The organism is Vibrio sp. J1-1 (genome assembly GCF_021728395.1).
Classification (GTDB): Bacteria; Pseudomonadota; Gammaproteobacteria; order Enterobacterales; family Vibrionaceae; genus Vibrio.
The window spans coordinates 236,949-261,307 of record NZ_JAKKCM010000005.1 but is presented as its reverse complement, the minus strand read 5'-3'; the positions used below and the strand labels follow the sequence as shown (position 1 = coordinate 261,307).

Sequence of the window (24,359 nt, the reverse complement as noted above, 5' to 3'; positions counted from 1 at the left end):
AATACAAAAAATGCCAGCAAAAATGCTGGCATTTTTGTATAAGTTTCGTGGAATTAAACGCGATTTTTTACTTTTTCTTTCAGCTCTGCTTTCTCAGCGTCTGACAAGAAGGCCAGCTCAAGGCCATTGATTTGCGCTTGGCGAATCTGTTCTAGGCTCAAACCTGCTGCTGGTGCTGCTACTTCGTATTCGTAAGGCAGTTCAATACCTTCAACCGCTGGGTCATCGGTGTTTAGACACGCAAGAACACCATGTTCAAGGAACTGTTTTAGTGGGTGACTCGCAAGAGAAGCAATGGTGCTGGTCTGAATGTTCGATGTCAGGCAAGATTCAATACCAATGCGGTTTTCTGCCAGGTAATCCATCAATTTTGGATCTTCAATCGCTTTCACACCGTGACCGATACGCGTTGCACCTAACTTGTTGATCGCTTGCCACATACTTTCTGCACCGGCAGCCTCACCAGCGTGAACGGTAACGTGCAGACCCGCGTCTCGCACTTGTTTAAAGTGAGAAACAAAACGATCACCCGGTTGACCGAGTTCGTCACCGGCAAGGTCAACAGCCACAATGTGGTCTTTCTGACTAAGGATACCATCTAATTCTTGTTGGCAAGCATCGATACCGAATGTACGGCTCATGATACCAATCAGATTGGCTTTGACACCGAAATCACGGACCCCTGCTTGAACACCATCGACGACAGCCTCAACGACACCAGCTATTGGCAGGTTGTGCTTCATTGCCATGTAATAAGGCGAGAAGCGCAATTCCGCGTAATCAATTTGCGCATTCAATGCATCTTCCACGTTTTCGTACGCAACACGACGACACGCGTCTAAGTCACCCAGTACCGCGACGCCCCAGTCAAGCTTTGAAAGGAAAGCAACCAGAGAGGGCTCCGCTTCGACAATCTGAACGTGTGGTGTTAGAGATTCAACTTCGTACGCAGGAAGTGTCATGCCAAATTTTTGGCCAAGATCTAGGATGGTCTGGGTACGGATGTTACCGTCAAGATGGCGGTGCAAATCAGTAAGAGGAAGGTTCTTAGTTATCATTGTGTCGATCCGGATAGTTATGAACTGGAACAAGGCCCAAACATCATCTGTGACAATACATTGGGAAGATTTGCAGTTAAGTATAATTAACAGTTTGGTTGATTGTCAGTAGAGCGTGACTAGGAAATCAACGATTATCGCTCTTTTCGGTTTCATGTTAACCAAATATGTTGATTGCTCACCCTATAGCATTTGAGGGCGATCATAATAGCTAGCCATTGATGATAACTGATCGAGCGTGTTAATTGAGTGAGATATCCCTGTATATGTTGATACGAGTAAAAGAGAGGGCTGTGACAGCCGCATAGTGGCAATGCCAGTTTTGATTGGTGGATAAGCGCGTAAAGGTCACATCAGTCCAGAGATGACGCCTGGTTGGCCGTCATCTCGTTGAATGTGCTGGTCTCATACACATACTTAGGTTTACGCAGCCTGTTGTTTTTCACTTGCCCTTAGCGATGTGTCGAGTTGCTGTTGTCTTATCGAGCTCTCAATACAACTCTTTTAATTTTCTAGTGAGTGTATTACGTCCCCAGCCTAATACTTTTGCGGCATCTTGCTTGTGACCTTTAGTGTGTTCTAACGCGGCTTCCAATAAAATACGTTCAAATTCTGGCAGTGCGTAAGAAAGTAGTTCTTTATCTCCTGCTGCTAATGATTGGCGCGCCCAGTCCGCCAATTGTTCTTGCCAGCTACCTTGCGTAGAGTCTGAAATAGTTTTCTTTTCTTGCAGCAGTTCTGAAGGTAAGTCGTTCGGTAAGACTTCACTACCACTGGCCATAACGGTTAACCAACGACAAATATTCTCTAATTGACGTACGTTGCCCGGCCAGTCCAATCGGTTGAGAATTTCTACTGTAGAAGGATGCAGCGTTTTGGTTTCTACTCCAAGCTCGTCTGCGGCGCGCAGTAGGAAGTGCTGAGTCAGTTTTTCTATGTCTTGCTTACGCTCACGAAGTGCTGGGATTTGTACTCGAATCACGTTCAAGCGGTGGAACAAGTCCTCACGAAAATCACCTTCATGAACCAATCTTTCTAAGTTCTGGTGAGTCGCGGCCACGATGCGGACATCGACACTGATTGGTGAATGACCACCAACACGATAGAACTGGCCATCAGCAAGAACGCGTAGCAAGCGAGTTTGAATATCCAGCGGCATATCACCGATTTCATCCAAAAATAGCGTGCCGCCATTCGCTTGTTCGAATCGGCCTTGACGAACATTATTCGCGCCGGTAAAAGCGCCCTTTTCATGGCCAAATAGCTCGGACTCAATCAGATCTTTTGGAATCGCGGCCATGTTCAGTGCGATGAACGGTTTGTTGGCTCGAGGGCTGTGACGATGAAGTGCGTGCGCGACAAGCTCCTTACCGGTTCCTGACTCACCATTGATCAACACTGAAATTGAAGAGCGGGAAAGGCGGCCAATGGCGCGAAACACTTCCTGCATCGCAGGTGCTTCACCGATGATTTCTGGCGTTTCGGCAGGAATATCTTCTGGTGAAATTTGCACACGTTTATTTTCGTGGCTGTGAGCGATAGCGCGTTCCACCAAAGTCAGGGTTTCATCGATATCAAACGGCTTTGGCAGGTATTCGAATGCGCCTTTTTGGTACGCATTAACGGCTGCGTCCAGATCGGAGTGAGCTGTCATAATGATAACTGGCAAGTCCGGATAGTCGCGCTGTACTTGTTTGAGAAGCTCAAGGCCATCAATGCCCGGCATTCGTATATCTGAAACTAGAACATCAGGTACTTCTCGCTCTAATGCCATTAATACGCTTTCCCCATCAGCGTATGTTTCGCACTTAATATTGGCTGAAGAAAGGGTCTTTTCCATCACCCAGCGAATTGAACTGTCGTCATCAACGACCCAAACATATCCTTTACTCATCTACTAGTCCTTGCAGCAAAACCGTAAACTGACACATAGCTAAACGCTAAGCTTGGTCAGATCGGCAAATAAATTGTGAAATTGGTGTGGCCTGGCCAGCTCTCAACATCGATTTTTCCGTTGTGCTGGTCGATCAGATTCTGTGAAATAGACAGCCCGAGCCCGGTACCGCCTTCTCTGCCACTGACCATTGGGTAAAACAACGTGTCTTGTAATTCTGGTTGAATACCCGGCCCGTTATCGGTGATCTCAATACGCGCGGCTAACTTACAGCGCTTACCATGAATATTGGCTTGGTGCACTGTTCTGGTGCGAATGGTGATCTTGCCGTGCTCTTGAGGTGCCAGTATTTGTGCTGCGTTGCTGACAATGTTCAGCATAGCTTGCTCTATTTGGTCTGCATCCATCAAAATCTCAGGCAGGCTTGGGTCATAATCTCGCTCGATAGTGATGGTCTTCTGCGACTCCAGTTCAACTAATTGGCGGACTTTTTCCAGGATTTGGTGGAGATTTTCTTGTGTCTTTTTACCTGGTTTTTGTGGACCAAGTAGGCGATCGACCAAGGCTCTCAAACGATCGGCTTGTTCGATAATAATATGGGTGTATTCCGTTAATGATGGATCTGGCAGCATCTTTTCCAATAGCTGTGCTGCCCCCCGCAATCCACCTAATGGATTTTTAATTTCATGCGCCAGACCACGCACAAGAAGCTTGGCTGCTTGTTGTTGTGCGTGTTGGTTGAGCTCTTGCGTTAGTCGGCGTTGCTGGTCAATCTTTCGCATTTCGACCAATAGCATAAGCTGCTTTTCCCTGGTTATCGGGCTCACTGTCACCTCCAGCATCAAAGGCTTTCCATCGACAATGAAGGTGACATCGCTGTCGGTGATACTTTGACCACTTTGCAGTGGCTGAGTGAGCAGTGCCAAATCCATCGAGGCATGTTGGATAAGCTGAGACAATGACTGCTCGACAATGCGTTTAGCACTTTGTGAGAACAACAGCTCCGCTGCAGGATTGGCATAACGGATCGCCAACCCATCATCGAGAATCAGCGTTGCTGTAACCATGTTGTTGAGAATGGCACTAGGAAGATTGGTATCCACATTATGTCCTTGTTTGCGTTAAGATCGTGCGACGCACAATAATGGTGCAATAGAACATTGAGTATGGCCAATAAAACTAAGAAGAAAAAGTGAAAAGCTTCATTGTGATACTAAATTTTCACCAAAAACTCTACTTTGCCCCGTTTACGGTCGGCTTGATACTTGCTCTATGTAAATGCACCGTTATAGGGCTAGATGATGCAATAAGCTTGCCGCTTCGCTTGGCATGAACCGAAAGAGTGTGAGTCCCTCTGTCAATATCACTTAACTGCCAATTTAGGTGCGTTTGTGGTGCCCCATAAGGATTACCATCAAGTAGAAGTTGTAGCTGTTCACCAATACCGAGCTTACGGTTTGCTTCGAGCTGAATATCAATCCGTCCAGGGTTGCTGCGTAATGTTGCATCATGTTCCGGACTGAGCATGGTGAGTTGTAAAGGCAGGGGCTGTTCTGGTTGAGTCTGAGGCGTTTCCTGTGCTTCGTCTAGCGCTTTATTCACTTGTGGTGCAAGCGATTCGGTACTTTCGACTTCAGGAGCTGGCGCTTTGGCTTCCAAGTTAGGTAGAGCTATGGCCTTTGCACCCTGACGAGGCGTGTCACTAAAGTGAATAACGCCATCTTTATCAACCCAGGTATACGCAACTTGTGCAAGTATTACAGGGGTAATCAATACGCTGCTGAGAGCACATAGGAGTGGAATAAGCTGAACGTTCATGGCTCACCTTCTTTTGACTGGTATTTTCACGTTTAGATTGCTAAGTCCCTTGATTTACATAAAAAGAGTCTGAGCGAATTGTAATGATCTCCTCATGTTAAACGGCGATTATTGACTGACGAATACAAAAAAGGCCCGCCTGCGAGGCGAGCCTAATATTTTACTACTGTGTTTACATGTTACACAGTCTGAATCTGAACCTTATACAGAGTAGTAAAGTTCGAACTCAAGCGGGTGAGTCGCCATGTTGATGCGCTCAACGTCTTTTGACTTAAGTGCGATGTAAGAATCGATGAAGTCATCAGAGAATACGCCGCCAGCTGTTAGGAACTCACGATCTTCGTTTAGTGCATTCAGAGCCACTTCTAGAGACTCAGCAACTTTTGGAATCTCAGCCGCTTCTTCTGCTGGAAGATCGTAAAGGTCTTTATCCATCGCTTCGCCTGGGTGGATCTTGTTCTTAATACCGTCAAGACCAGCCATTAGCAGAGAAGCAAACGCTAGGTATGGGTTCGCTGCTGGATCTGGGAAACGAGCTTCGATACGACGCGCTTTCGGGCTTGGTACCACTGGGATACGGATAGAAGCAGAACGGTTACGTGCAGAGTAAGCTAGCATAACTGGTGCTTCGAAGCCTGGTACAAGACGCTTGTACGAGTTCGTTGATGGGTTAGCAAATGCGTTGATTGCGCGAGCGTGCTTGATGATACCGCCGATGTAGTAAAGTGCCATTTCAGATAGGCCGCCGTACTTGTCACCTGCGAATAGGTTAACACCGTCTTTTGCTAGAGATTGGTGAACGTGCATACCAGAACCGTTGTCGCCAACTAGTGGTTTAGGCATGAATGTCGCTGTTTTACCAAATGCGTGCGCAACGTTGTGTACAACGTACTTGTAGATTTGGATTTCGTCAGCTTTAGTTGTTAGCGTGTTGAAACGAGTTGCGATTTCGTTCTGACCCGCAGTTGCAACTTCGTGGTGGTGCGCTTCTACCACTAGACCCATTTCTTCCATGATTAGACACATTGCAGAGCGAATGTCTTGAGAAGAGTCAACTGGTGCTACTGGGAAGTAACCGCCTTTAATACCTGGACGGTGACCTTTGTTACCACCTTCGATTTCAGAACCTGTGTTCCACGCGGCTTCTACGTCGTCGATCTTGAAGAAAGAACCCGACATGTCGTTTGAGTATTTAACGTCGTCAAATAGGAAGAACTCTGGCTCTGGACCTACAAGAACAGTGTCTGCGATACCAGTAGCACGCATGTAGTCTTCAGCGCGTTTTGCGATAGAGCGTGGGTCACGGTCGTAACCTTGCATAGTCGCAGGCTCTAGGATATCACAACGCACGTTTAGCGTTGCATCTTCGGTGAACGGGTCAAGAACTGCAGAGGCAGCGTCTGGCATCATTACCATGTCTGATTCGTTGATACCTTTCCAGCCAGCAACTGATGAACCATCGAACATTTTACCTTCTTCGAAGAAGTCTGCGTCGATTTGGTGAGCAGGAATCGAAATGTGCTGCTCTTTACCTTTTGTATCTGTGAAGCGTAGGTCAACAAACTTAACTTCGTTTTCTTGGATCAGCGATAAAACGTTTTCTACTGACATCTTGGATAACCTCCAGTGTTAAATAAGCGGTAAAAGCTCGATTTAGGAACTATTCTTTAAATGTGAAATTCGGCATTGATTAATCAAACAAAACTTTCATTAACCGATGCTGTTTTTTCTAAAGCTAGAACCGTGCCAAAAAAAATATTCCATTAATTTCAATGAATTGTGTTTTTGGATACTAGTTTGGTGCAAATTGTTGCACCAATATGATCCTTGCCTGCACGTTAGTGGTGCAATTTATTTTTATTGCACCACGATGTGACAGCCACATCGCTTATTCAGCCCATTTTTTAAGCAATAGTCAATTTGTATTGAACGTTGAAGCAAAGAAAGTTCACTTCACGGCACCGCTTAGAAGACGAAAGCGTGCATTAAGCGTATAAATCGCAGAAATGCTCGGGAGTAGATCACATATTTCTAGGTTTTTTGCTAAAATCTGGTACATTATGGCCGTTTTTTTAATCAGCAAATGTCGCCAGAGAGCACCCGTTCTTAGCGTGGTGGCATTTCATCTATCTAAGTGAATCAATATCCATGGCTACTCCACAGATTGATAAATTAAGAAATATCGCGATTATCGCGCACGTTGACCACGGTAAAACAACGCTGGTTGACAAGCTGCTACAACAATCAGGCACGCTTGAGTCTCGCGGTGAAGCTGAAGAGCGAGTCATGGACTCGAACGACATCGAGAAAGAGCGCGGTATTACCATTCTTGCTAAAAACACAGCAATTAACTGGAACGATTACCGCATCAACATCGTAGATACTCCGGGACACGCGGACTTCGGTGGTGAAGTTGAACGTATCATGTCGATGGTAGACTCTGTACTACTTATCGTTGATGCTGTTGATGGTCCAATGCCGCAAACTCGTTTCGTAACGCAAAAAGCGTTTGCGCATGGTCTTAAGCCAATCGTTGTTATCAACAAGATTGACCGCCCGGGCGCTCGTCCTGACTGGGTTATGGACCAAGTGTTCGATCTATTCGATAACCTAGGTGCAACTGACGAACAGCTAGATTTTAAAGTAGTTTACGCTTCAGCTCTTAACGGTTGGGCTTCTCTAGAAGAAGGCGAAACTGGCGAAGACATGGAAGCACTATTCCAAACTATCGTTGAAGAAGTAGCAGCACCAGAAGTTGACCTAGACGGTCCACTACAGATGCAAGTTTCTCAGCTAGACTACAGTTCTTACGTTGGTGTTATCGGTGTTGCTCGTGTAACTCGTGGTAGCGTTAAGCCAAACCAACAAGTAACAGTTATCGGTGCAGACGGTAAAACTCGCAACGGTAAAGTTGGCACAGTAATGGGCTACCTTGGCCTAGAGCGTCACGACATTGAGCAAGCTAACGCGGGTGATATCATCGCAATCACTGGTCTTGGCGAGCTAAAAATCTCTGACACTATCTGTGCTCAAAACGCGGTAGAAGCGTTACCTGCACTTTCTGTTGATGAACCAACAGTAACGATGACGTTCCAGGTAAACACGTCTCCATTCGCGGGTAAAGAAGGTAAGTTCGTAACTTCACGTAACATCCTTGAGCGTCTAGAGAAGGAACTGGTACACAACGTTGCACTACGCGTAGAGCAAACTGACGATCCAGACAAATTCCGCGTATCAGGCCGTGGTGAACTTCACCTGTCTATCCTGATCGAAAATATGCGTCGTGAAGGCTTTGAGCTAGCGGTATCTCGTCCAGAAGTAATCATCAAAGAAGAAGATGGTCAGTTGATGGAACCGTTCGAGACGGTAACTATCGACGTGATGGAAGAGCACCAAGGCGGCATCATGGAGAACATCGGCCTACGTAAAGGTGAGCTGAAAGACATGTCTCCAGATGGTAAAGGCCGTGTACGTATGGACTTCGTTATGCCTTCTCGTGGTCTGATCGGTTTCCAAACGGAATTCATGACGCTGACTTCAGGTTCTGGTCTTCTTTACCATACATTTGATCACTACGGCCCTCACAAAGGCGGTAACATTGGTCAACGTGTGAATGGTGTACTAATCGCAAACGCGATGGGTAAAGCGCTAACAAACGCGCTGTTTAACCTTCAAGAGCGTGGCCGCCTATTCATCGGTCACGGTGTAGAAGTTTACGAAGGCATGGTTATCGGTATTCACAGCCGTGACAACGACCTGACAGTAAACGCACTGAAAGGTAAGCAGCTAACTAACGTTCGTGCTTCTGGTACTGATGACGCACAGGTTCTTACTCCGCCAATCAAGATGACTCTTGAGCAAGCACTAGAATTCATCGATGACGACGAGCTAGTAGAAGTAACGCCTGAAAGCATCCGTATCCGTAAGAAGTTCCTAACGGAAAGCGATCGTAAGCGTGCTTCACGTTCAGCGAAATAATCTGTTGTAACGGATTCAATTAATAGGAAGCCCCGGGTTATGCTCGGGGTTTTTTGTATCCGGAGAGGGAAGAATGGTAATGAAGCCGATAGTGATTACAGGTGGGCCAGGCGCTGGTAAAACGACATTGCTGAACGCACTGGGTCAGCAGGGCTATGCGACCTTTGCCGAAGGCTCTCGCACCTTAATAGAGCAGCAAAGCCAGCTGGAAGGCGGTATCTTACCTTGGAACAACTTACCTGAGTTTGCCAGGTTGTGCCTTGAGCTCATGAGCGAGCAGAAACAACAGGCGCAGAGTCACGAAGTGGCGTTTGTTGATCGCGCGATTCCAGACATCATTGCTTATCTGCGGATTGGCGGTTGCAATGTTGCTCCGGTCTTTATGCATGAAAGTGCTGGGTACCATAGTCAGGTGCTGACTTGTCAACCTGAGGCCTCGATCTATGTGCAAGATGAGGTGCGTCCCCACAGTTTTGAAGAGGCACTGGCAATCCATCAAACCCTAGTTACTACCTACGCTGAGCTTGGTTATGAGGTGGTAGAAGTGCCATGGGGAACGATAGAGGAAAGAGTAAGGTTTGTTCAAAGGGTGACCAGTTTAGTCAGTCAGGAAGCAATCTAATACCTCTCCACATGGAGAGGTATTGAGTGCGAATACTTTATTTTTGGTTGAGCTTTTGCAGGAATTTGTCTGATTCCGCTATCGCTGCATTCATCTGTTTGATGGCATATTGAATGTCTTGCTCTAGATTCGAGAACTCACCTTGTAGAGAGCCAATTGCGCTCGCATTTAAGTTATGTTTTAAATATAAGGTGTTGTCGCGTAAGGTATTAAGCACTGGCGTCATCTTTTGTTCGGCGCGCTTCATCGCACTGAGCATCGTTTTGTAAGATGCCTTGGTGTCACGTAATTTTTGTTCACTTGAACGACGCAGTTTTGCACTGGTATATAGGTCGAGTTCGTCTTGCCATTCGTCAAAGAGCGCATCTGATACATCTTCTATAGCGGCGATACGATCGCGGACATCTTGCGCCGCTTTCTCACTGTCTTCATATTTGTCGTTTATGTTGTTGTAAACATCTTCCAGCTCACCACCATCAAAGTTGGTCAGACCAGATAGGGCTTCAAGCGCACTGGTAAACTCTTCCTGAGCGTCTTGTTGAGATTCTTTGGCGTCTTCAACACGATCGACCATGATGTCGCGTTTATGGTATCCCACTTGTTCCATTGCTGAATAATATGCAGACTGACACCCTGTTAAAGTAAAAATTGATAGTACAATTGCTAATAAGTAAGGCATTTTTTATGTCCCAGATGCTAATTATGAGATGAACTATGAACCAGTTATCAGAGAGTTACAAGGCGAGATTGAGCAATCTATTGCCAAGTTGCGTCGCTTTCTTTAAGTATCTTCTTAATCGTTTGACGCACGATCGTGTGAATGTGAACGCCGGCTACCTTGCCTATATCACCCTGTTGTCCATCGTGCCGATGCTAACAGTATTGCTATCAATATTATCGAAATTCCCGGTATTTGCGAATGTTGGTGATGTGTTGCAAGGGTATCTCATCGAGAATTTTGTGCCCGCGTCTGGAGAGGCGGTAAATACGGCTCTGCAAGAGTTTGTGTCCAATACCGGAAAAATGAGTGCGGTTGGCGGTGGATTTTTATTTGTCGCGGCACTGATGCTGATCTCTAATATTGATAAGAACCTCAACTACATATGGCGAGTAAAAGATAAACGTCGCTTCGTCTTTTCTTTCTCAATGTACTGGATGGTATTAACGCTCGGGCCAATTATGGTCGGCGCCAGTATTGCCGCTACGTCTTATGTGACATCACTTCAGATTCTGGAGCACGAAACCTTATCGGGTGCGTTTAACCTGTTTTTGCGTTGGTTGCCTTTGTTGTTGTCTTTCTTCGCTTTTTTAGGCCTGTACATCTTAGTGCCAAACAAAAAAGTACACCTGAGCCATGGGGCTGTGGGTGCAGCGCTGGCAGCGGTTTTATTTGAGTTGAGTAAAAAAGGCTTCGCTTTGTATATTACTCAGTTTCCATCGTATCAGCTTATTTATGGCGCGTTGGCCGCGATTCCTATTCTGTTTGTTTGGGTGTACTTGTGCTGGATGATTGTCCTGTTAGGAGCGGAAGTGACTGCGGCGATGGGTGAGCGAGAGCACTGGAGTGAAGACCTAGACATGATACACTCCGTCGCAGAATCTCAGTTAACAAATAAAGGAAACGAGCGTAGTGATAGCTCTAATTCAACGAGTCAGTGAAGCCGCCGTTCGTGTGGACGGTGAAGTAGTTGGTGAAATCGATCAGGGTCTGCTGGTTCTGCTTGGTGTAGAGAAGGACGATGACGAAGCTAAAGCTAAGCGTTTGATGGAGCGTGTGACCACTTACCGCGTGTTTGAAGACGAGGAAGGGAAAATGAACCTCAACGTCAAACAGGTGGAAGGTAAGGTGTTAGTGGTTTCTCAATTTACTCTTCCAGCCGATACTAAAAAAGGGACTCGCGCCGGTTTTTCGCGCGGTGCACACCCAGCGGATGCAGAACGTCTGTATGATTACTTTTCAGACTTATGCGAACAGGTTCTGCCTACTCAGCGTGGCCGCTTCGCTGCCGATATGAAAGTGTCATTAATTAATGACGGCCCTGTGACTTTCTGGTTGCAGGTCTAATCTGGTAACGCAATCTTCATGGTCTAAGCTTTAACTCCAAGTGAATGGAATTGCCTTAGCGTTGCTTCTCTGACATTTATTTGTTTTGTATTTTCAAGGGATTGATATGTTCAAACTCATTACTCCAAAAACCGAAAACCAGCTTAACAAGTATTATCAGTTCCGCTGGCAGATGTTACGTGAGCCGTGGCAAATGCCGATCGGGTCGGAACGTGATGAATACGATGGCATGAGTCACCACCGGATGATTGTGGACGGTCGCGGCCGACCAATGGCGATTGGGCGTTTATATATTACCCCAGACAATGACGGCCAGATTCGCTACATGGCGGTAAAAAGTAATCGCCGTGGTAAAGGTATGGGTTCATTAGTGTTAGTGGCACTGGAGTCACTAGCGCGCCAAGAAGGTGCGAAACGCTTGGTATGTAATGCCCGTGAAGATGCGATTGCGTTCTATGAGAAAAGTGGTTTTGAGCGTCGTGGTGAGCTGACTGATGAGCGAGGCCCAGTTCGTCACCAGCAAATGGTGAAACCTCTCGATCCGATGGCTAATGTTTTGCGTCGTCCTGAGTGGTGTACGGAGCTCCAGAAGCGATGGGAAGAGCAAATCCCAATTAGTGACAAAATGGGGATTAAGATTAATCAATACACGGGTTATCAATTTGAATGTTGCGCCCAGCTTAACCCTAACCTGAATCCTCACAATACGATGTTTGCTGGCTCTGCTTTTACGTTGGCGACATTAACAGGGTGGGGAATGACTTGGCTACTACTTAAAGAGCGCGGTCTGCATGGTGATATTGTTCTCGCAGACAGTTCAATTCGTTATCGCCAACCCGTTGAGCAAAACCCTGTCGCCACTACATCACTGGATGGCATCAGTGGTGACTTGGATCGGCTGAAGTCGGGGCGCAAAGCACGTATCGTAATTCATGTGGTGATTTATAGTGGTGACACGCCAGCGGTAGATTTTGTCGGGACTTACATGCTGATACCTAATTATTCTAAATTACTCAGCTGTTAGCGCTTCGTCGGCAGCAGCATTTAGTGTTGGTTCATCTTCTTCGACTATCTCTTCAACAAGCTCTTCTTCCTGCAGCTCGATATTAATTTCCGCAATAGGAGCTGTGGGTTGTGCTTTTTCTGCCGTTAACTCTGGTTGCTGGATGTCTTTACCTGACTCTAGCCCCTGGCTTTCTACGGGCTTTTTACAGTCATTTTTCGTGGGCTCATGGCTGAAAAGATCGCCGGAAATGACGCCACACTGCTCTTCAAGCTGGTACTCAAGCCCACTTAATGGGTTGTTGGCCAGATCAAACGCACCAGTGATTTTGCCTTTAATCACCCTACCAGAAATGGTGACTGGTTGAATGGATATCTCACCACGTTTTGCTTGGACACGGATAGGAGAGAGTGTGATGGAGTTAAGTGACTGGTCAGTTTGAGCGCGCAGGGTCGTGTCACGGAAGCTGGCTTCGACATCTCCGGTTAAGCTGTACGCCAGCATATTGCGATCACCAGCCAGGCCTTGGAGCTCAAGATTGAGATCGGACAAGCCTTCTAAAGCTAAAACGTCAGGTAGATATGAGTGGAACAATCGCAAAGGAATGCCATCTGCATTTACGTTCAGCGTCCATGGTTGGCTGGTGGCGCTGACATCAATCTGCCCGTAACCTTCGATATAGCCTTGTTCTAATGGCGCAAATAAACGAGTCAATTGCCAAAGACCATTGTCGCTTTGAGTTGAAAGTGCGGCATGAGATGTCATCACCTGATCATAACTGGCGTTTACGACGCTGACGTCCAGATTACCGTCCCACACAGCCCAGTGTTTCCCTAAGCGTTTGAGATCAAGTTGACGACCTTCCAAATTCAGACCTGAAACCTGCCAATAGGGCTGTCGTGATATTTGTATGATTTGGCTGTGTTCGATGTCGAGCTGGTTTATCGTCACTTCGTTTAGATCTTTAGTTGCCGCTTGCCACCAGTCTGAGCTTTCGCCAGGCTGCATTGCCCATTTCAAGCCGTGAATTGAGGCTTTTGCTAGTTGCCATTGAGCTGGCTGGAACAGACCTGAAATCTGGACACGACCTTGTTGCCAGTCTAAGTAAAGTTCTTTCAGCTCAATTTGACCAGGCGTCATTGCCGCACTTAAACGTGGCTCTATTGCGGTCTGTTCCTGAAAGCGAACACTGTCTGCTTGCAAGGAGACCTGAGCTTGTGCCTGCCAAAGTGATAACGGAATTGAAGCATCCTCTAGAGAAAGTTCCAGATTTTGCCAATGCCAGTCTCCCCATTCAATGTCAGCGTTTAACAGGTCGAGACTATTAATGTGGTTGATTTGGAATGGTATGGCATTCCATGGCTTAGCGAGCAGAGATTGCAGCTGGGCATTGTCTATTTTCAGCTTGTCGATAGTGACATTGACCAAAGACCAGCCTTGAGGATATTGCTCACCCTGACCAGAAACCAGACTGCCTCGCCATTTAAACGACGTGCCGTAGAGTGTGCTGTTTGCTGGCCGATAATCCATATCAAGCAAGACATTATCGAAAGCCTCACCATTCCAGTAGATTTGCGCTGCGGAGAGCTGGATTTCACCATAAGGCACTACATACTGGCTGTTATGCCAGTCAGGTGATTGTATTTGAACATTTAGCCCATTGATCACTAACTGGTTGTTTGCGTAATCGAGATTTTTAATCGCTACTTGGAGAAACTGGACAGACTCTAGGTTGGGTAAGTCCGGGAGTCCTTTTTGCAAGCTCACACCATTGATAAGTAAGCTATCGACAATCCACTTACCATCGCGGTGCACATCTGGGTTCAGCCACATATCGATTTGCTCAATATTGGAAATATGCTCGCTTTTAGTACGAATACCTTGCGCGGTGAAGTGATAAGGGAAGTCGTAGTACACTTTTTCTGCCTGAATAGGCAAGTTCAGATGCTCTGAAATAAAGGTCCAGGTTTGGTTAGCGTAGGAAGTGGTAAGCAGCGCAATAACGGTTGCTGGGATCGCAATCAGTAATACAAGTAACAGAATTAGAATTCGAAGCGCTGTTTTCATCCTTGCCAGAACCTGCGTAAAAGTATGGAAGTTAGCTTTAGCTTGTATCAATCTTGGGTGGGATTCAATAAAAAGCCCCTCAAAAGAGGGGCTTGTAGGATATTTTGGTAACCAAGTCACTCTCGACCGGGTTTTAGCACAACCTTAGTCAAGCTGAGGACCTGCAGCAACCAGAGATTTACCTTCTGCGTTATCTGTGTATTTATCAAAGTTATTGATAAAGCGTTCTGCTAGATCTTTCGCTTTGCTTTCCCATTGCAGCGGATCAACGTAAGTATCACGTGGATCAAGAATGCTAGGTTCGACACCTGGTAGTGAAGTTGGAACTTCAAGGTTGAAGATTGGGATTTGCTTCGTTGGTGCATCTTCAATTGAGCCATCTAGGATCGCATCAATGATGCCGCGTGTATCCTGAATAGAGATACGTTTACCGCTACCATTCCAGCCAGTGTTAACCAGATAAGCTTCTGCACCTGCTGCTTCCATACGTTTAACCAGTACTTCTGCGTACTTAGTTGGGTGAAGCGTTAGGAACGCAGCGCCAAAACATGCAGAGAAGGTTGGAGTCGGCTCAGTGATACCGCGCTCTGTACCTGCTAGTTTGGCAGTAAAGCCAGACAGGAAGTGGTACTTAGTTTGTTCTGGGGTCAGTTTCGATACAGGAGGAAGCACACCAAACGCGTCAGCAGATAGGAAGATCACTTTATTCGCATGACCGCCTTTCGACACTGGCTTAACGATGTTTTCAATGTGGTAAAGCGGGTAAGAGACACGCGTGTTCTCTGTCTTAGAGCCATCATCAAAGTCGATAGAGCCATCGTTACGTACTGTTACGTTTTCCAACAGTGCATCGCGACGGATCGCGTTGTAGATATCAGGCTCAGCTTCTTTCGATAGTTTGATGGTTTTCGCGTAACAGCCACCTTCGAAGTTAAATACGCCGTCGTCATCCCAACCGTGCTCATCATCACCAATTAAAGCACGTTTAGGGTCAGTTGAAAGCGTCGTTTTACCTGTACCAGATAGGCCAAAGAAGATTGCAACATCACCATCTTCACCCATGTTCGCACTACAGTGCATAGATGCGATGTCTTTCAGAGGAAGGAAGTAGTTCATCATTGCGAACATGCCTTTCTTCATTTCACCGCCGTACCATGTACCGCCGATAAGCTGGGTACGTTCAGTTAAGTTGAATACAGTGAAGTTTTCAGAGTTAAGGCCTTGCTCTTCCCATTTCGGGTTAGTACATTTCGCGCCGTTCATAACAACGAAGTCTGGTTCAAATGTTGCCAGCTCTTCTTCTGTTGGGCGGATGAACATGTTTTTCACGAAGTGCGCTTGCCATGCCACTTCCGTGATCACACGAATGCTTAAGCGTGTATCAGGGTTTGCACCACAGTAACCGTCAATCACAAACAGGCGTTTGCCAGAAAGTTGGTTCGTTACTAATTCTTTTAGTTCATTCCAAACTTCTTGGTTGATTGGCTTATTGTCATTTTTGACTGCATCAGAAGTCCACCACATGTTTTCTTCTGTCGTTGCATCTTTCACGATGTATTTATCTTTTGGTGAGCGACCAGTAAAGATGCCTGTGTCAACGGCAACCGCACCCAATTCAGTAACCACACCGCGTTCATAACCGGTCAGTTCTTCACGCGTTTCTTCTTCAAACAGCACTTCGTAGCTTGGGTTGCGCAGAACCTCTTTTACGTTGTGCAGTCCATGTCTGGTTAGATCAAGTGTTGCAGCCTTTGTATGTTCCATAACGGTCATAGGTGCTCCTTATAAGGATTTTGTAGGGATTTTGTAAGAATGTTTTAATTTTTATCTGCTCACCATGCTAGCAACGGGACTGGGAGAAAACAGGGATGTAGTTCAAAATTTATCCATGATTTTGCTGGGGTTTTAGGCGACCCGTCACATATTGGTTGGAATAGTTTATCGTGCGCGCAAACCTTTACGCTAGGGGAAAACGATTATTAATTACTTAAAATTAAGAGGTTATTTTATTACGTTAAAAGCTAGGCTTTACGGGGCTTGGGTCACAAAAAGGCCAGCATTGAGCTGGCCTTTTGAAGGGGGAATTACGTGCTTGGTAAGCTATGAAAATTAATGCAGCGTTTTTTTGTCCGTTGAAGCTTGTTCGTAGAGCGCAGTAACCTCAGCTTCATCGAAGCTATAAGTTGTGCCACAGTAATCACAATGTAACGAAACTGATCCAACCTCGGCTAAAATGTCATAAATTTCCGCTTTCTCAACAGTGACGATCGCTGCACCACTGCGTTCACGAGAACAACCGCACTGGAATGAAACTGGTTGAGGTTCGTAAAGACGTACTTTATCTTGGTTGTACAGGCGGTAAAGTAGCTCATTGGCTTCTAAACCGAACAGTTCTTCCTCTTTTACTGTGTCAGTCAGTTGCTCCAGATGTTCAAAATCATCAGGAGAGCCAGTACCATCAGGCATCACCTGAATCAGCATACCTGCAGCATGCGGTTTACCTTCGAATTCTCCTGTGCGAATCCAAAGACGCGTTTTTAGCTGCTCAGAGTTGGCAAAGTAGCCTTCCAAAACTTCTGCCAGGTTATCACCTTCTAAACCAACTACGCCTTGGTAACGCTCGCCTACTTTAGGTTCGATAGTGATAACCATATGACCTTTACCCATCATATCGTGAAGGCTAGCGTCATCGGCAATATCGCCTTCCCAGCGGGCAACACCACGAATTCTTTGTTTGTGGTCACCATTGATAACAGCAAGAGAAACCGGACCGTCACCTTGTAGCTGAATAGTGATTGAGCCTTCGAATTTAAGCGTTGCGGTTAATAGTGTGGTTGAGACGAGTAGCTCGCCTAACAGTTTTTGTACCGCTGCCGGATATTCCTTGCTGGAGATAATACGCTGGTACGCTTCATCCAATTGTACCAACTCGCCACGAACTGAAAGGTCTTCAAATAGGTAGCGGTTTAAAACATTATTTGCCATGGAGTGATTTCCTCGTTGGTATTCCGGCTTTTTACTGGTGTTTGAACTTAATGATGTCTCGGCGCTGCTTCTTATCTGGGCGGCGTTCCGGACTTGGGTTATGGGCATTAAGTTTACGTTGTGTCGCGTGTTCCTCACGTTTCGCTATACTTTCATTAGTTTCGCGATACAGGGTCTGTGCGATTGGTGCGCCTTTACGCTGATCGGAGATTTTCTCGATGATCACCGTTTTCTCTTCATTGCCTTGACGAAGTCTAATTTCGGCGCCCACTTCAACGATTTTACTCGGTTTGCTTCGTTGGCCATTATAGTGGACTTTGCCGCCATCGACCATGTTACGTGCGACGGAGCGGGTTTTATAAAATCTTGCGGCCCAAAGCCATTTGTCTAGCCTCACGGCTTCATTAAGGGAACTCATAGAACACTACGCTATCTAACCACTGCCATTTACAGCAATGAGTGATGGATTATTCACCTGAAGATGGAGCCAAGGTCTATTTTTTTCAAGGGAGTTGGCAAAAACTGAAGAAGAAAAAGGTATGCCATATTCGTTATGATATAGTTTACTGCTATTTGTTTATTAGTAATTTTACTGTAATTTTAGAAAGATAGAGTCGATGTTTTTTTAATAGCCAGTTCGACCTACATCGAAAGAAAGGAATCAATTTAGTGAAGCGAATAGAGCTGAGTGCTGGATTATCAGGTAGCCCGCTACTGGCTCAGATGAAATCCAATAACTACGCGATTCAAACCAAGCTTAGTTTGCTGTTTACTTGTTTATTTATCGCGCTAGCCGGGTGGCTGCTCGGAAAGATAGTGTGGTTAGCGATCCCACAAACGGCTGATATTACCCCATGGCGGCCTTCAACTGGTAACGTTATTGCTGGCAATAATAAAGACGCGATTGATTTCAATGCCCTCCAAAATGCTCACTTATTCGGCCAATACTCTGAACAAAAACCTGTCATCATCGAACAACCTATTGTCAAAGATGCCCCTAAAACTCGTCTAAACTTAACTCTCGTGGGCGCTGTTGCCAGTAATCAGCTGCAAACCAGCTTAGCGGTGATTGCCAATCGAGGTAAACAATCAACGTATGGTATTGGTGAAGAAATCGAAGGCACACGTGCGACACTGAAAGCCGTATTGGTGGATCGTGTCATCATAGAAAACCAAGGCCGTGACGAAACTCTGATGATGCAGGGGATTGAATACAACAAGTTATCTGAATCGCCACAGTTCAGACGAGCGCAGGCTGTCCAGCAGGAGTCTGGCGTTGGTGACAAATTGGAGCAAATCCGCGAGGAAATCGCTCAAGATCCGAAAAGTGTTTTCAAATACATCAGCATTTCACCCGTGAAGAATGGTGATGACATTGTGGGTTACCGAGTTGCTCCGGGTCGGGACGCTGCATTATTTAATGATGTGGGCTTAGAGTCTGGTGATATTGCGGTACAACTTAATGGGATCGACTTGAGTGATCCTTCTTCTTCAGCTGAATTGATGCGAATCATGAACGATCCGCAAGAGCTGAATCTGACTGTTGAACGTGAAGGCCAGCAGTACGAAATCTATATCCAATTGTAATACTTAGGCTATCAGCGTAAGTGCAGGGAGAAATACGTGAAACATTGGTTAAGCAAAAGTGCTTGGTTATTGGCCGGGAGCCTACTCTGTGCCCCGGGTGCGATAGCAAATGAATTTAGTGCCAGCTTTAAAGGCACCGATATTCAGGAATTTATTAACATCGTTGGTCGCAACTTAGAAAAGACCATCATTGTTGACCCATCGGTACGCGGAAAAATCGACGTCCGTAGTTATGACGTGCTGAATGAAGAGCAATACTACAGCTTTTTCCTCAACGTACTTGAAGTATACGGCTACGCAGTTGTAGAGATGGACAATGGCGTGCTGAAAGTGATTAAAGCGAAAGACTCGAAGACTTCTGCAATCCCAGTTTTAGGTGATAGTAGCGCGCAAGGCGACAGTGTTATCACCCGAGTTGTTGCTGTACGTAATGTGTCGGTACGTGAATTATCTCCATTGTTGCGTCAGCTTATCGACAATGCAGGTGCTGGTAACGTGGTTCACTATGATCCGGCCAACATCATCTTGATTACGGGGCGTGCGGCGGTGGTCAATCGTTTGGCAGAAATCATTAAACGTGTTGACCAAGCTGGTGACAAAGACATTGAGCTGGTAGAGCTACGTAACGCCTCTGCAGCAGAGATGGTGCGTATTGTTGAAGCATTAAACAAAAGCACCAACCAGAAAAGCACGCCAGAATTCCTAGAGCCTAAGATCGTGGCTGATGATCGCACCAATGCGATTCTTATCTCGGGTGACCCTAAAGTACGTGCTCGTCTTAAACGCTTAATCCGTCAACTTGATGTAGAGATGGCGACCAAAGGTAATAACCGAGTCGTTTACCTTAAAAACGCCAAAGCCGAAGATTTAGTCGACGTACTAAAAGGTGTATCTGACAACCTGCAAGCAGAAAAACAAGCGGGTCAGGGACAGAGAACAAGTACGCAGCGAGGCGAAGTGGTTATCGCGGCTCACGCAGCAACCAATGCTCTCGTATTGACTGCGCCGCCAGATATCATGATGGCTTTACAAGATGTTATCGCCCAGCTTGATATTCGCCGAGCACAGGTATTGATTGAAGCGTTGATTGTTGAGATGTCGGAAGGTGATGGTATTAACCTTGGCGTTCAATGGGGCTCGCTAGAGACGGGAGCTGTTATTCAGTACGGTTCCGGTGCGCAAATCGGCGAAGTCATGATTGGTCTGGAAGAAGCGGAAGATACTACACGGACAGAGAGTTACTGGGACACTGATTCAAATAGCTGGCAGTCGCGTGAGTTCACCGAAGAAGGCGACTTCTCAACACTGGCGGCTGCGCTGAGTGGTGTGAACGGCGCAGCAATGAGTATCGTTATGGGGGATTGGACAGCGCTTATCAACGCGGTGGCGACGGATTCAAACTCTAACATCCTGTCATCTCCGAGCATAACGGTGATGGATAACGGTGAAGCGTCATTTATTGTTGGTGAAGAGGTGCCAGTCATTACTGGCTCGACTGCTGGCTCAAACAACGACAACCCATTCCAGACCGTTGACCGTAAAGAAGTTGGCATCAAGCTGAAAGTGGTGCCACAAATTAACGAAGGTGACTCTGTTCAGCTGAATATTGAACAAGAAGTGTCGAACGTTTTAGGCGCCAATGGTGCGGTGGACGTTCGCTTTGCCAAGCGTCAGTTAAATACGTCAGTAATGGTTCAAGATGGTCAGATGCTCGTACTGGGTGGTTTGGTTGATGAGCGAGCACTGGAAAGTGAAGCCAAAGTTCCTCTACTGGGTGATATTCCAGTTCTAGGTCATTTGTTCAAATCTACCAATACGGAAACGCAAAAACGCAACCTGATGGTATTTATCAAGCCAACGATTATCCGTGATGGAATGACGGCGGACGGTATTACCCAGCGTAAGTACAACTTTATTCGTGCAGAACAACTGTACAAAGCGGAGCAAGGTTTGAAGCTGATGTCGGATGATAAGATCCCACTGATGCCTGAATTTGGACATGAGCGTGAACATCCAGCTGAGATCCAGGCCTTTCTTGATCAGATGAGTATGAACTAATGGTAGATATGTTAGACACTGCGCCAAGCATGCGTCGTCTGCCATTCAGTTTTGCCAATCGCTTTAAACTGGTGCTGGAGACTGAACATCCTGAGCGCCCGCCAATTCTCTATTATGTCGAGCCGCTTAACCCAGCGGCTTTGGTTGAAGTCCGTCGTGTGATTAAGCAGAGCTTCGTGCCTCAGCCTATCGATCAGGAAGCGTTCGATAAGAAGCTGACCGAAGCGTACCAGCGAGATTCCTCTGAAGCTCGTCAGTTGATGGAAGATATCGGTGCAGACAGTGATGATTTTTTCTCTCTTGCAGAAGAGTTACCGCATGATGAAGACTTGTTAGAGACCGAAGACGATGCGCCTATCATCAAGTTAATCAACGCTATGCTCGGTGAGGCTATCAAAGAAGGTGCCTCAGATATTCATATCGAAACGTTCGAGAAAAAACTCTCGATTCGCTTCCGTGTTGATGGTGTGTTGCGAGAAGTTCTGACGCCAAGCCGCAAGCTATCACCCCTTCTGGTTTCCCGTGTCAAAGTCATGGCCAAACTGGATATTGCAGAAAAACGTGTTCCTCAGGATGGCCGTATTTCCTTGCGTATCGGTGGTCGCGCCGTTGATGTGCGTGTTTCGACCATGCCGTCTTCGCACGGTGAGCGTGTGGTGATGCGTCTACTGGACAAAAACGCCACGCGTCTTGATCTGCACAGCTTGGGTATGAATTCCTCGGTGCATGATAATTTTCGTCATCTTATCCAGCGCCCACACGGCATTATCTTGGTTACCGGTCCGACTGGTTCAGGCAAGTCAACGACCTTGTATGCTGGTTTGCAAGAAATCAACAGTAACGAACGTAACATTCTGACGGTAGAAGACCCGATCGAATTTGATATCGATGGTATTGGTCAAACGCAGGTCAACACTAAAGTCGACATGACATTTGCCCGCGGCCTACGTGCAATATTGCGTCAGGATCCAGATGTGGTGATGGTCGGTGAGATACGTGACCTGGAGACAGCACAAATTGCCGTGCAAGCGTCTTTGACTGGTCACTTAGTGATGTCGACGCTTCACACCAACACCGCGGTGGGGGCGATTACTCGTCTGCGCGATATGGGGATTGAACCGTTCCTGATCTCTTCTTCGCTATTAGGCGTATTGGCCCAGCGTCTGGTCCGTACGCTGTGTCCTAGTTGTAAGCAGCCTTATGAAGCCGATAGTGAACAGAAAAAGCTGTTTGGGATGGGTGAAACTGAATCGTTGGTTTTGCATCGGGCGAAAGGTTGCGATCTATGTAACCAAAAAGGCTACCGTGGTCGTACTGGTATTCACGAGTTAGTACTGGTCGATGAGGAAGTTCAAGAGCTGATTCATAAAGAAGCCGGAGAACTGGAAATCGAGAAATCGGTTCGCGCGCATACACCATGTATCCGTAGTGATGGGCTTAGCAAAGTACGTCGTGGTATTACGTCACTTGAAGAAGTGATGCGTGTGACGAAGGAAGCGTAATGGCGGCATTTGAGTACAAAGCGCTAGATGCCAAAGGGAAAAAAAAGAAAGGCACCATAGAAGGCGATAATGCACGTCAGGTGCGCCAACGTCTTAAAGAGCAGGGAATGATCCCAATTGAAGTGATGGAAGCGAAGGAAAAAGCGACCAAATCTTCAGGTTCATTCAGTTTTAAGCGTGGCATTAAGACCGCTGAGTTAGCCTTGATTACACGCCAGCTTTCGACATTGGTGCAGTCGGGCATGCCACTTGAAGAATGTTTACGAGCGGTTTCTGAGCAAGCGGATAAACCTCGTATTCGAACCATGATGGCTGCGGTTCGCTCTAAAGTGACCGAAGGTTACGCTCTGGCGGATAGCTTGGCGGATTACCCTCATGTGTTTGATGAGCTGTTTCGCTCGATGGTTGCTGCGGGAGAAAAGTCGGGACATTTAGATGCGGTATTGGAGCGTCTGGCGGATTACGTAGAAAACCGTCAAAAAATGCGTTCTAAATTGCTGCAAGCCATGATTTACCCTGTGGTTTTGGTCGTCTTCGCGGTTGCTATCGTCTCTTTCTTGCTGGCGACAGTCGTGCCGAAAATCATCGATCCTATTATTCAGATGGGACAAGAACTGCCTCAATCAACCCAAGTTCTTCTGGCAGCCAGTGAGTTTGTTCAGGAGTGGGGGTTGATTATCTTTGTTGTTTTAGTTGTGTTTTTCTACGGTCTGAAGCTTGCGTTGCAAAAGCCAGACTTTCGACTTGCCTGGGATAAAAAAATTCTTAACTTGCCGTTATTAGGTAAGATTTCTAAAGGTATCAACACAGCGAGATTCGCTCGTACACTGTCAATTTGTACCTCTAGCGCTATCCCGATTCTTGACGGGATGCGTGTTGCGGTGGACGTCATGTCGAACCGCTACGTGAAGCAACAGGTGCTGGTGGCTGCGGACAATGTACGTGAAGGGTCAAGCTTACGTCGGGCGCTTGAGCAAACCCGTTTATTCCCACCAATGATGTTACACATGATTGCCAGTGGTGAGCAGAGTGGCGAGCTGGAAAGCATGCTTACTCGTGCCGCGGATAACCAAGACCAGAACTTTGAATCAACCGTCAACATTGCATTAGGTATCTTCACCCCTGTATTGATAGCGCTAATGGCTGGCCTTGTGCTGTTCATTGTTATGGCGACCTTGATGCCAATGCTAGAAATGAATAACTTAATGAGCGGATAATATTCGAGTAAAGGAATGTCTACTAAGGGCATTCCTTTACTCTAACTTTCGGAGAAAAAAATGAACTTTAAGCGCAGTAAACAACGCGGTTTCACACTGTTAGAAGTGATGGTGGTGGTCGTAATTTTAGGTATTTTGGCTAGTTTTGTTGTACCAAACTTACTTGGCAACAAAGAAAAGGCAGACCAACAAAAAGCGATCACAGATATTGTGGCGTTAGAAAACGCCTTGGATATGTACAAGCTAGATAACAACGTTTATCCAACAACCGATCAGGGATTGGATGCGTTGGTGAATAAGCCGTCAAACCCTGAGCCACGTAACTACCGTGATGGTGGCTACATTAAGCGTCTTCCAAATGACCCTTGGGGCTATGAATACCAATACCTAAGCCCTGGTGACAATGGCACGATTGATATCTTTACCTTGGGTGCGGATGGTCAAGAAGGTGGCGAAGGTCCAGCTGCGGATATCGGCAACTGGAATATGCAAGATTTCCAATAAC

General features: G+C 46.4%; 20 protein-coding genes. 10 read left to right on the top strand and 10 right to left on the bottom strand.

What is annotated here, in order from left to right; all coding sequences use genetic code 11:
- Positions 1-53 precede the first annotated feature (53 nt).
- The 5 genes from add to glnA all read right to left on the bottom strand — a co-directional run bounded on the left by add (position 54) and on the right by glnA (position 6,381).
- Complete coding sequence (add, locus tag L3V31_RS10540; RefSeq protein ID WP_237316007.1) at positions 54-1,058, bottom strand: adenosine deaminase; 1,005 nt, start codon at positions 1,056-1,058, stop codon at positions 54-56.
- Positions 1,059-1,548: 490 nt separating this feature from the next.
- On the bottom strand, positions 1,549-2,952 hold the full coding sequence (gene glnG / locus L3V31_RS10535) for a nitrogen regulation protein NR(I) (RefSeq protein ID WP_237316005.1): 1,404 nt from the start codon (positions 2,950-2,952) through the stop codon (positions 1,549-1,551).
- 56 nt (positions 2,953-3,008) lie between these two features.
- Entirely contained in the window at positions 3,009-4,055 is a 1,047-nt protein-coding gene (gene glnL, locus L3V31_RS10530) for a nitrogen regulation protein NR(II) (RefSeq protein WP_346014850.1), read from the bottom strand.
- Between the two features lie 130 nt (positions 4,056-4,185).
- Positions 4,186-4,770, bottom strand: coding sequence for a DUF4124 domain-containing protein (locus L3V31_RS10525; protein WP_237316004.1), 585 nt, complete (start codon positions 4,768-4,770; stop codon positions 4,186-4,188).
- A gap of 201 nt (positions 4,771-4,971) precedes the next feature.
- Entirely contained in the window at positions 4,972-6,381 is a 1,410-nt protein-coding gene (gene glnA / locus L3V31_RS10520) for a glutamate--ammonia ligase (protein ID WP_237316003.1), read from the bottom strand.
- Positions 6,382-6,918: 537 nt separating this feature from the next.
- Between glnA and typA the strand changes: the two genes are divergently transcribed.
- Together typA and L3V31_RS10510 are read left to right on the top strand one after the other, a co-directional pair.
- Positions 6,919-8,748 (top strand): translational GTPase TypA, encoded by a 1,830-nt coding sequence (gene typA / locus L3V31_RS10515; protein ID WP_237316002.1) that lies wholly within the window; start codon positions 6,919-6,921, stop codon positions 8,746-8,748.
- Positions 8,749-8,827: 79 nt separating this feature from the next.
- A complete protein-coding gene (locus tag L3V31_RS10510; RefSeq protein WP_237316001.1) occupies positions 8,828-9,370 on the top strand; it encodes an AAA family ATPase in 543 nt (180 codons plus the stop codon).
- A 37-nt stretch (positions 9,371-9,407) separates the two neighbouring features.
- Here the strand turns inward: L3V31_RS10510 and L3V31_RS10505 are convergent, their stop codons facing one another.
- The gene (locus L3V31_RS10505; RefSeq protein ID WP_237316000.1) at positions 9,408-10,049 is read right to left on the bottom strand and encodes a DUF2959 domain-containing protein; all 642 of its coding nucleotides are present in this window, start codon (positions 10,047-10,049) and stop codon (positions 9,408-9,410) included.
- Between the two features lie 35 nt (positions 10,050-10,084).
- Between L3V31_RS10505 and L3V31_RS10500 the strand changes: the two genes are divergently transcribed.
- The 3 genes from L3V31_RS10500 (at position 10,085) to L3V31_RS10490 (ending at position 12,459) form a co-directional block, all read left to right on the top strand.
- Positions 10,085-11,029 carry a virulence factor BrkB family protein gene (locus tag L3V31_RS10500; protein WP_237315999.1) on the top strand — a complete coding sequence of 315 codons (945 nt, stop codon included), beginning with the start codon at positions 10,085-10,087 and terminating at the stop codon, positions 11,027-11,029.
- Positions 11,001-11,435: a D-aminoacyl-tRNA deacylase gene (dtd, locus tag L3V31_RS10495; RefSeq protein WP_237315998.1), complete on the top strand. Its 435-nt coding sequence runs from the start codon at positions 11,001-11,003 to the stop codon at positions 11,433-11,435. The genes L3V31_RS10500 and dtd overlap by 29 nt, the downstream gene beginning before the upstream one ends.
- A gap of 106 nt (positions 11,436-11,541) precedes the next feature.
- Positions 11,542-12,459, top strand: coding sequence for a bifunctional GNAT family N-acetyltransferase/hotdog fold thioesterase (locus L3V31_RS10490; RefSeq protein WP_237315997.1), 918 nt, complete (start codon positions 11,542-11,544; stop codon positions 12,457-12,459).
- Here L3V31_RS10490 and L3V31_RS10485 read toward each other — a convergent pair.
- The 4 genes from L3V31_RS10485 to hslR all read right to left on the bottom strand — a co-directional run bounded on the left by L3V31_RS10485 (position 12,445) and on the right by hslR (position 17,908).
- A complete protein-coding gene (locus L3V31_RS10485; protein WP_237315996.1) occupies positions 12,445-14,505 on the bottom strand; it encodes an AsmA family protein in 2,061 nt (686 codons plus the stop codon). The two genes, L3V31_RS10490 and L3V31_RS10485, sit on opposite strands and share 15 nt — an antisense overlap.
- A 144-nt stretch (positions 14,506-14,649) precedes the next feature.
- On the bottom strand, positions 14,650-16,278 hold the full coding sequence (pckA, locus tag L3V31_RS10480) for a phosphoenolpyruvate carboxykinase (ATP) (protein WP_237315995.1): 1,629 nt from the start codon (positions 16,276-16,278) through the stop codon (positions 14,650-14,652).
- Positions 16,279-16,614: 336 nt separating this feature from the next.
- Entirely contained in the window at positions 16,615-17,490 is an 876-nt protein-coding gene (hslO, locus tag L3V31_RS10475) for an Hsp33 family molecular chaperone HslO (RefSeq protein ID WP_237315994.1), read from the bottom strand.
- Between the two features lie 31 nt (positions 17,491-17,521).
- Entirely contained in the window at positions 17,522-17,908 is a 387-nt protein-coding gene (hslR, locus tag L3V31_RS10470) for a ribosome-associated heat shock protein Hsp15 (protein ID WP_237315993.1), read from the bottom strand.
- Positions 17,909-18,159: 251 nt separating this feature from the next.
- Between hslR and gspC the strand changes: the two genes are divergently transcribed.
- From gspC to gspG, 5 genes are read left to right on the top strand one after another with little or no spacing between them, the layout of a single operon-like run.
- Positions 18,160-19,077 carry a type II secretion system protein GspC gene (gene gspC / locus L3V31_RS10465; protein WP_237315992.1) on the top strand — a complete coding sequence of 306 codons (918 nt, stop codon included), beginning with the start codon at positions 18,160-18,162 and terminating at the stop codon, positions 19,075-19,077.
- A gap of 36 nt (positions 19,078-19,113) precedes the next feature.
- Positions 19,114-21,135 carry a type II secretion system secretin GspD gene (gene gspD, locus L3V31_RS10460; protein ID WP_237315991.1) on the top strand — a complete coding sequence of 674 codons (2,022 nt, stop codon included), beginning with the start codon at positions 19,114-19,116 and terminating at the stop codon, positions 21,133-21,135.
- A complete protein-coding gene (gspE, locus tag L3V31_RS10455) occupies positions 21,135-22,637 on the top strand; it encodes a type II secretion system ATPase GspE (protein WP_237315990.1) in 1,503 nt (500 codons plus the stop codon). The genes gspD and gspE overlap by 1 nt, the downstream gene beginning before the upstream one ends.
- Positions 22,637-23,854: a type II secretion system inner membrane protein GspF gene (gene gspF / locus L3V31_RS10450; protein ID WP_237315989.1), complete on the top strand. Its 1,218-nt coding sequence runs from the start codon at positions 22,637-22,639 to the stop codon at positions 23,852-23,854. Before gspE ends, gspF begins: the two co-directional genes overlap by 1 nt.
- A 60-nt stretch (positions 23,855-23,914) precedes the next feature.
- Positions 23,915-24,358 (top strand): type II secretion system major pseudopilin GspG, encoded by a 444-nt coding sequence (gene gspG, locus L3V31_RS10445; RefSeq protein WP_014230536.1) that lies wholly within the window; start codon positions 23,915-23,917, stop codon positions 24,356-24,358.
- The last annotated feature ends 1 nt before the right edge of the window (position 24,359 follow it).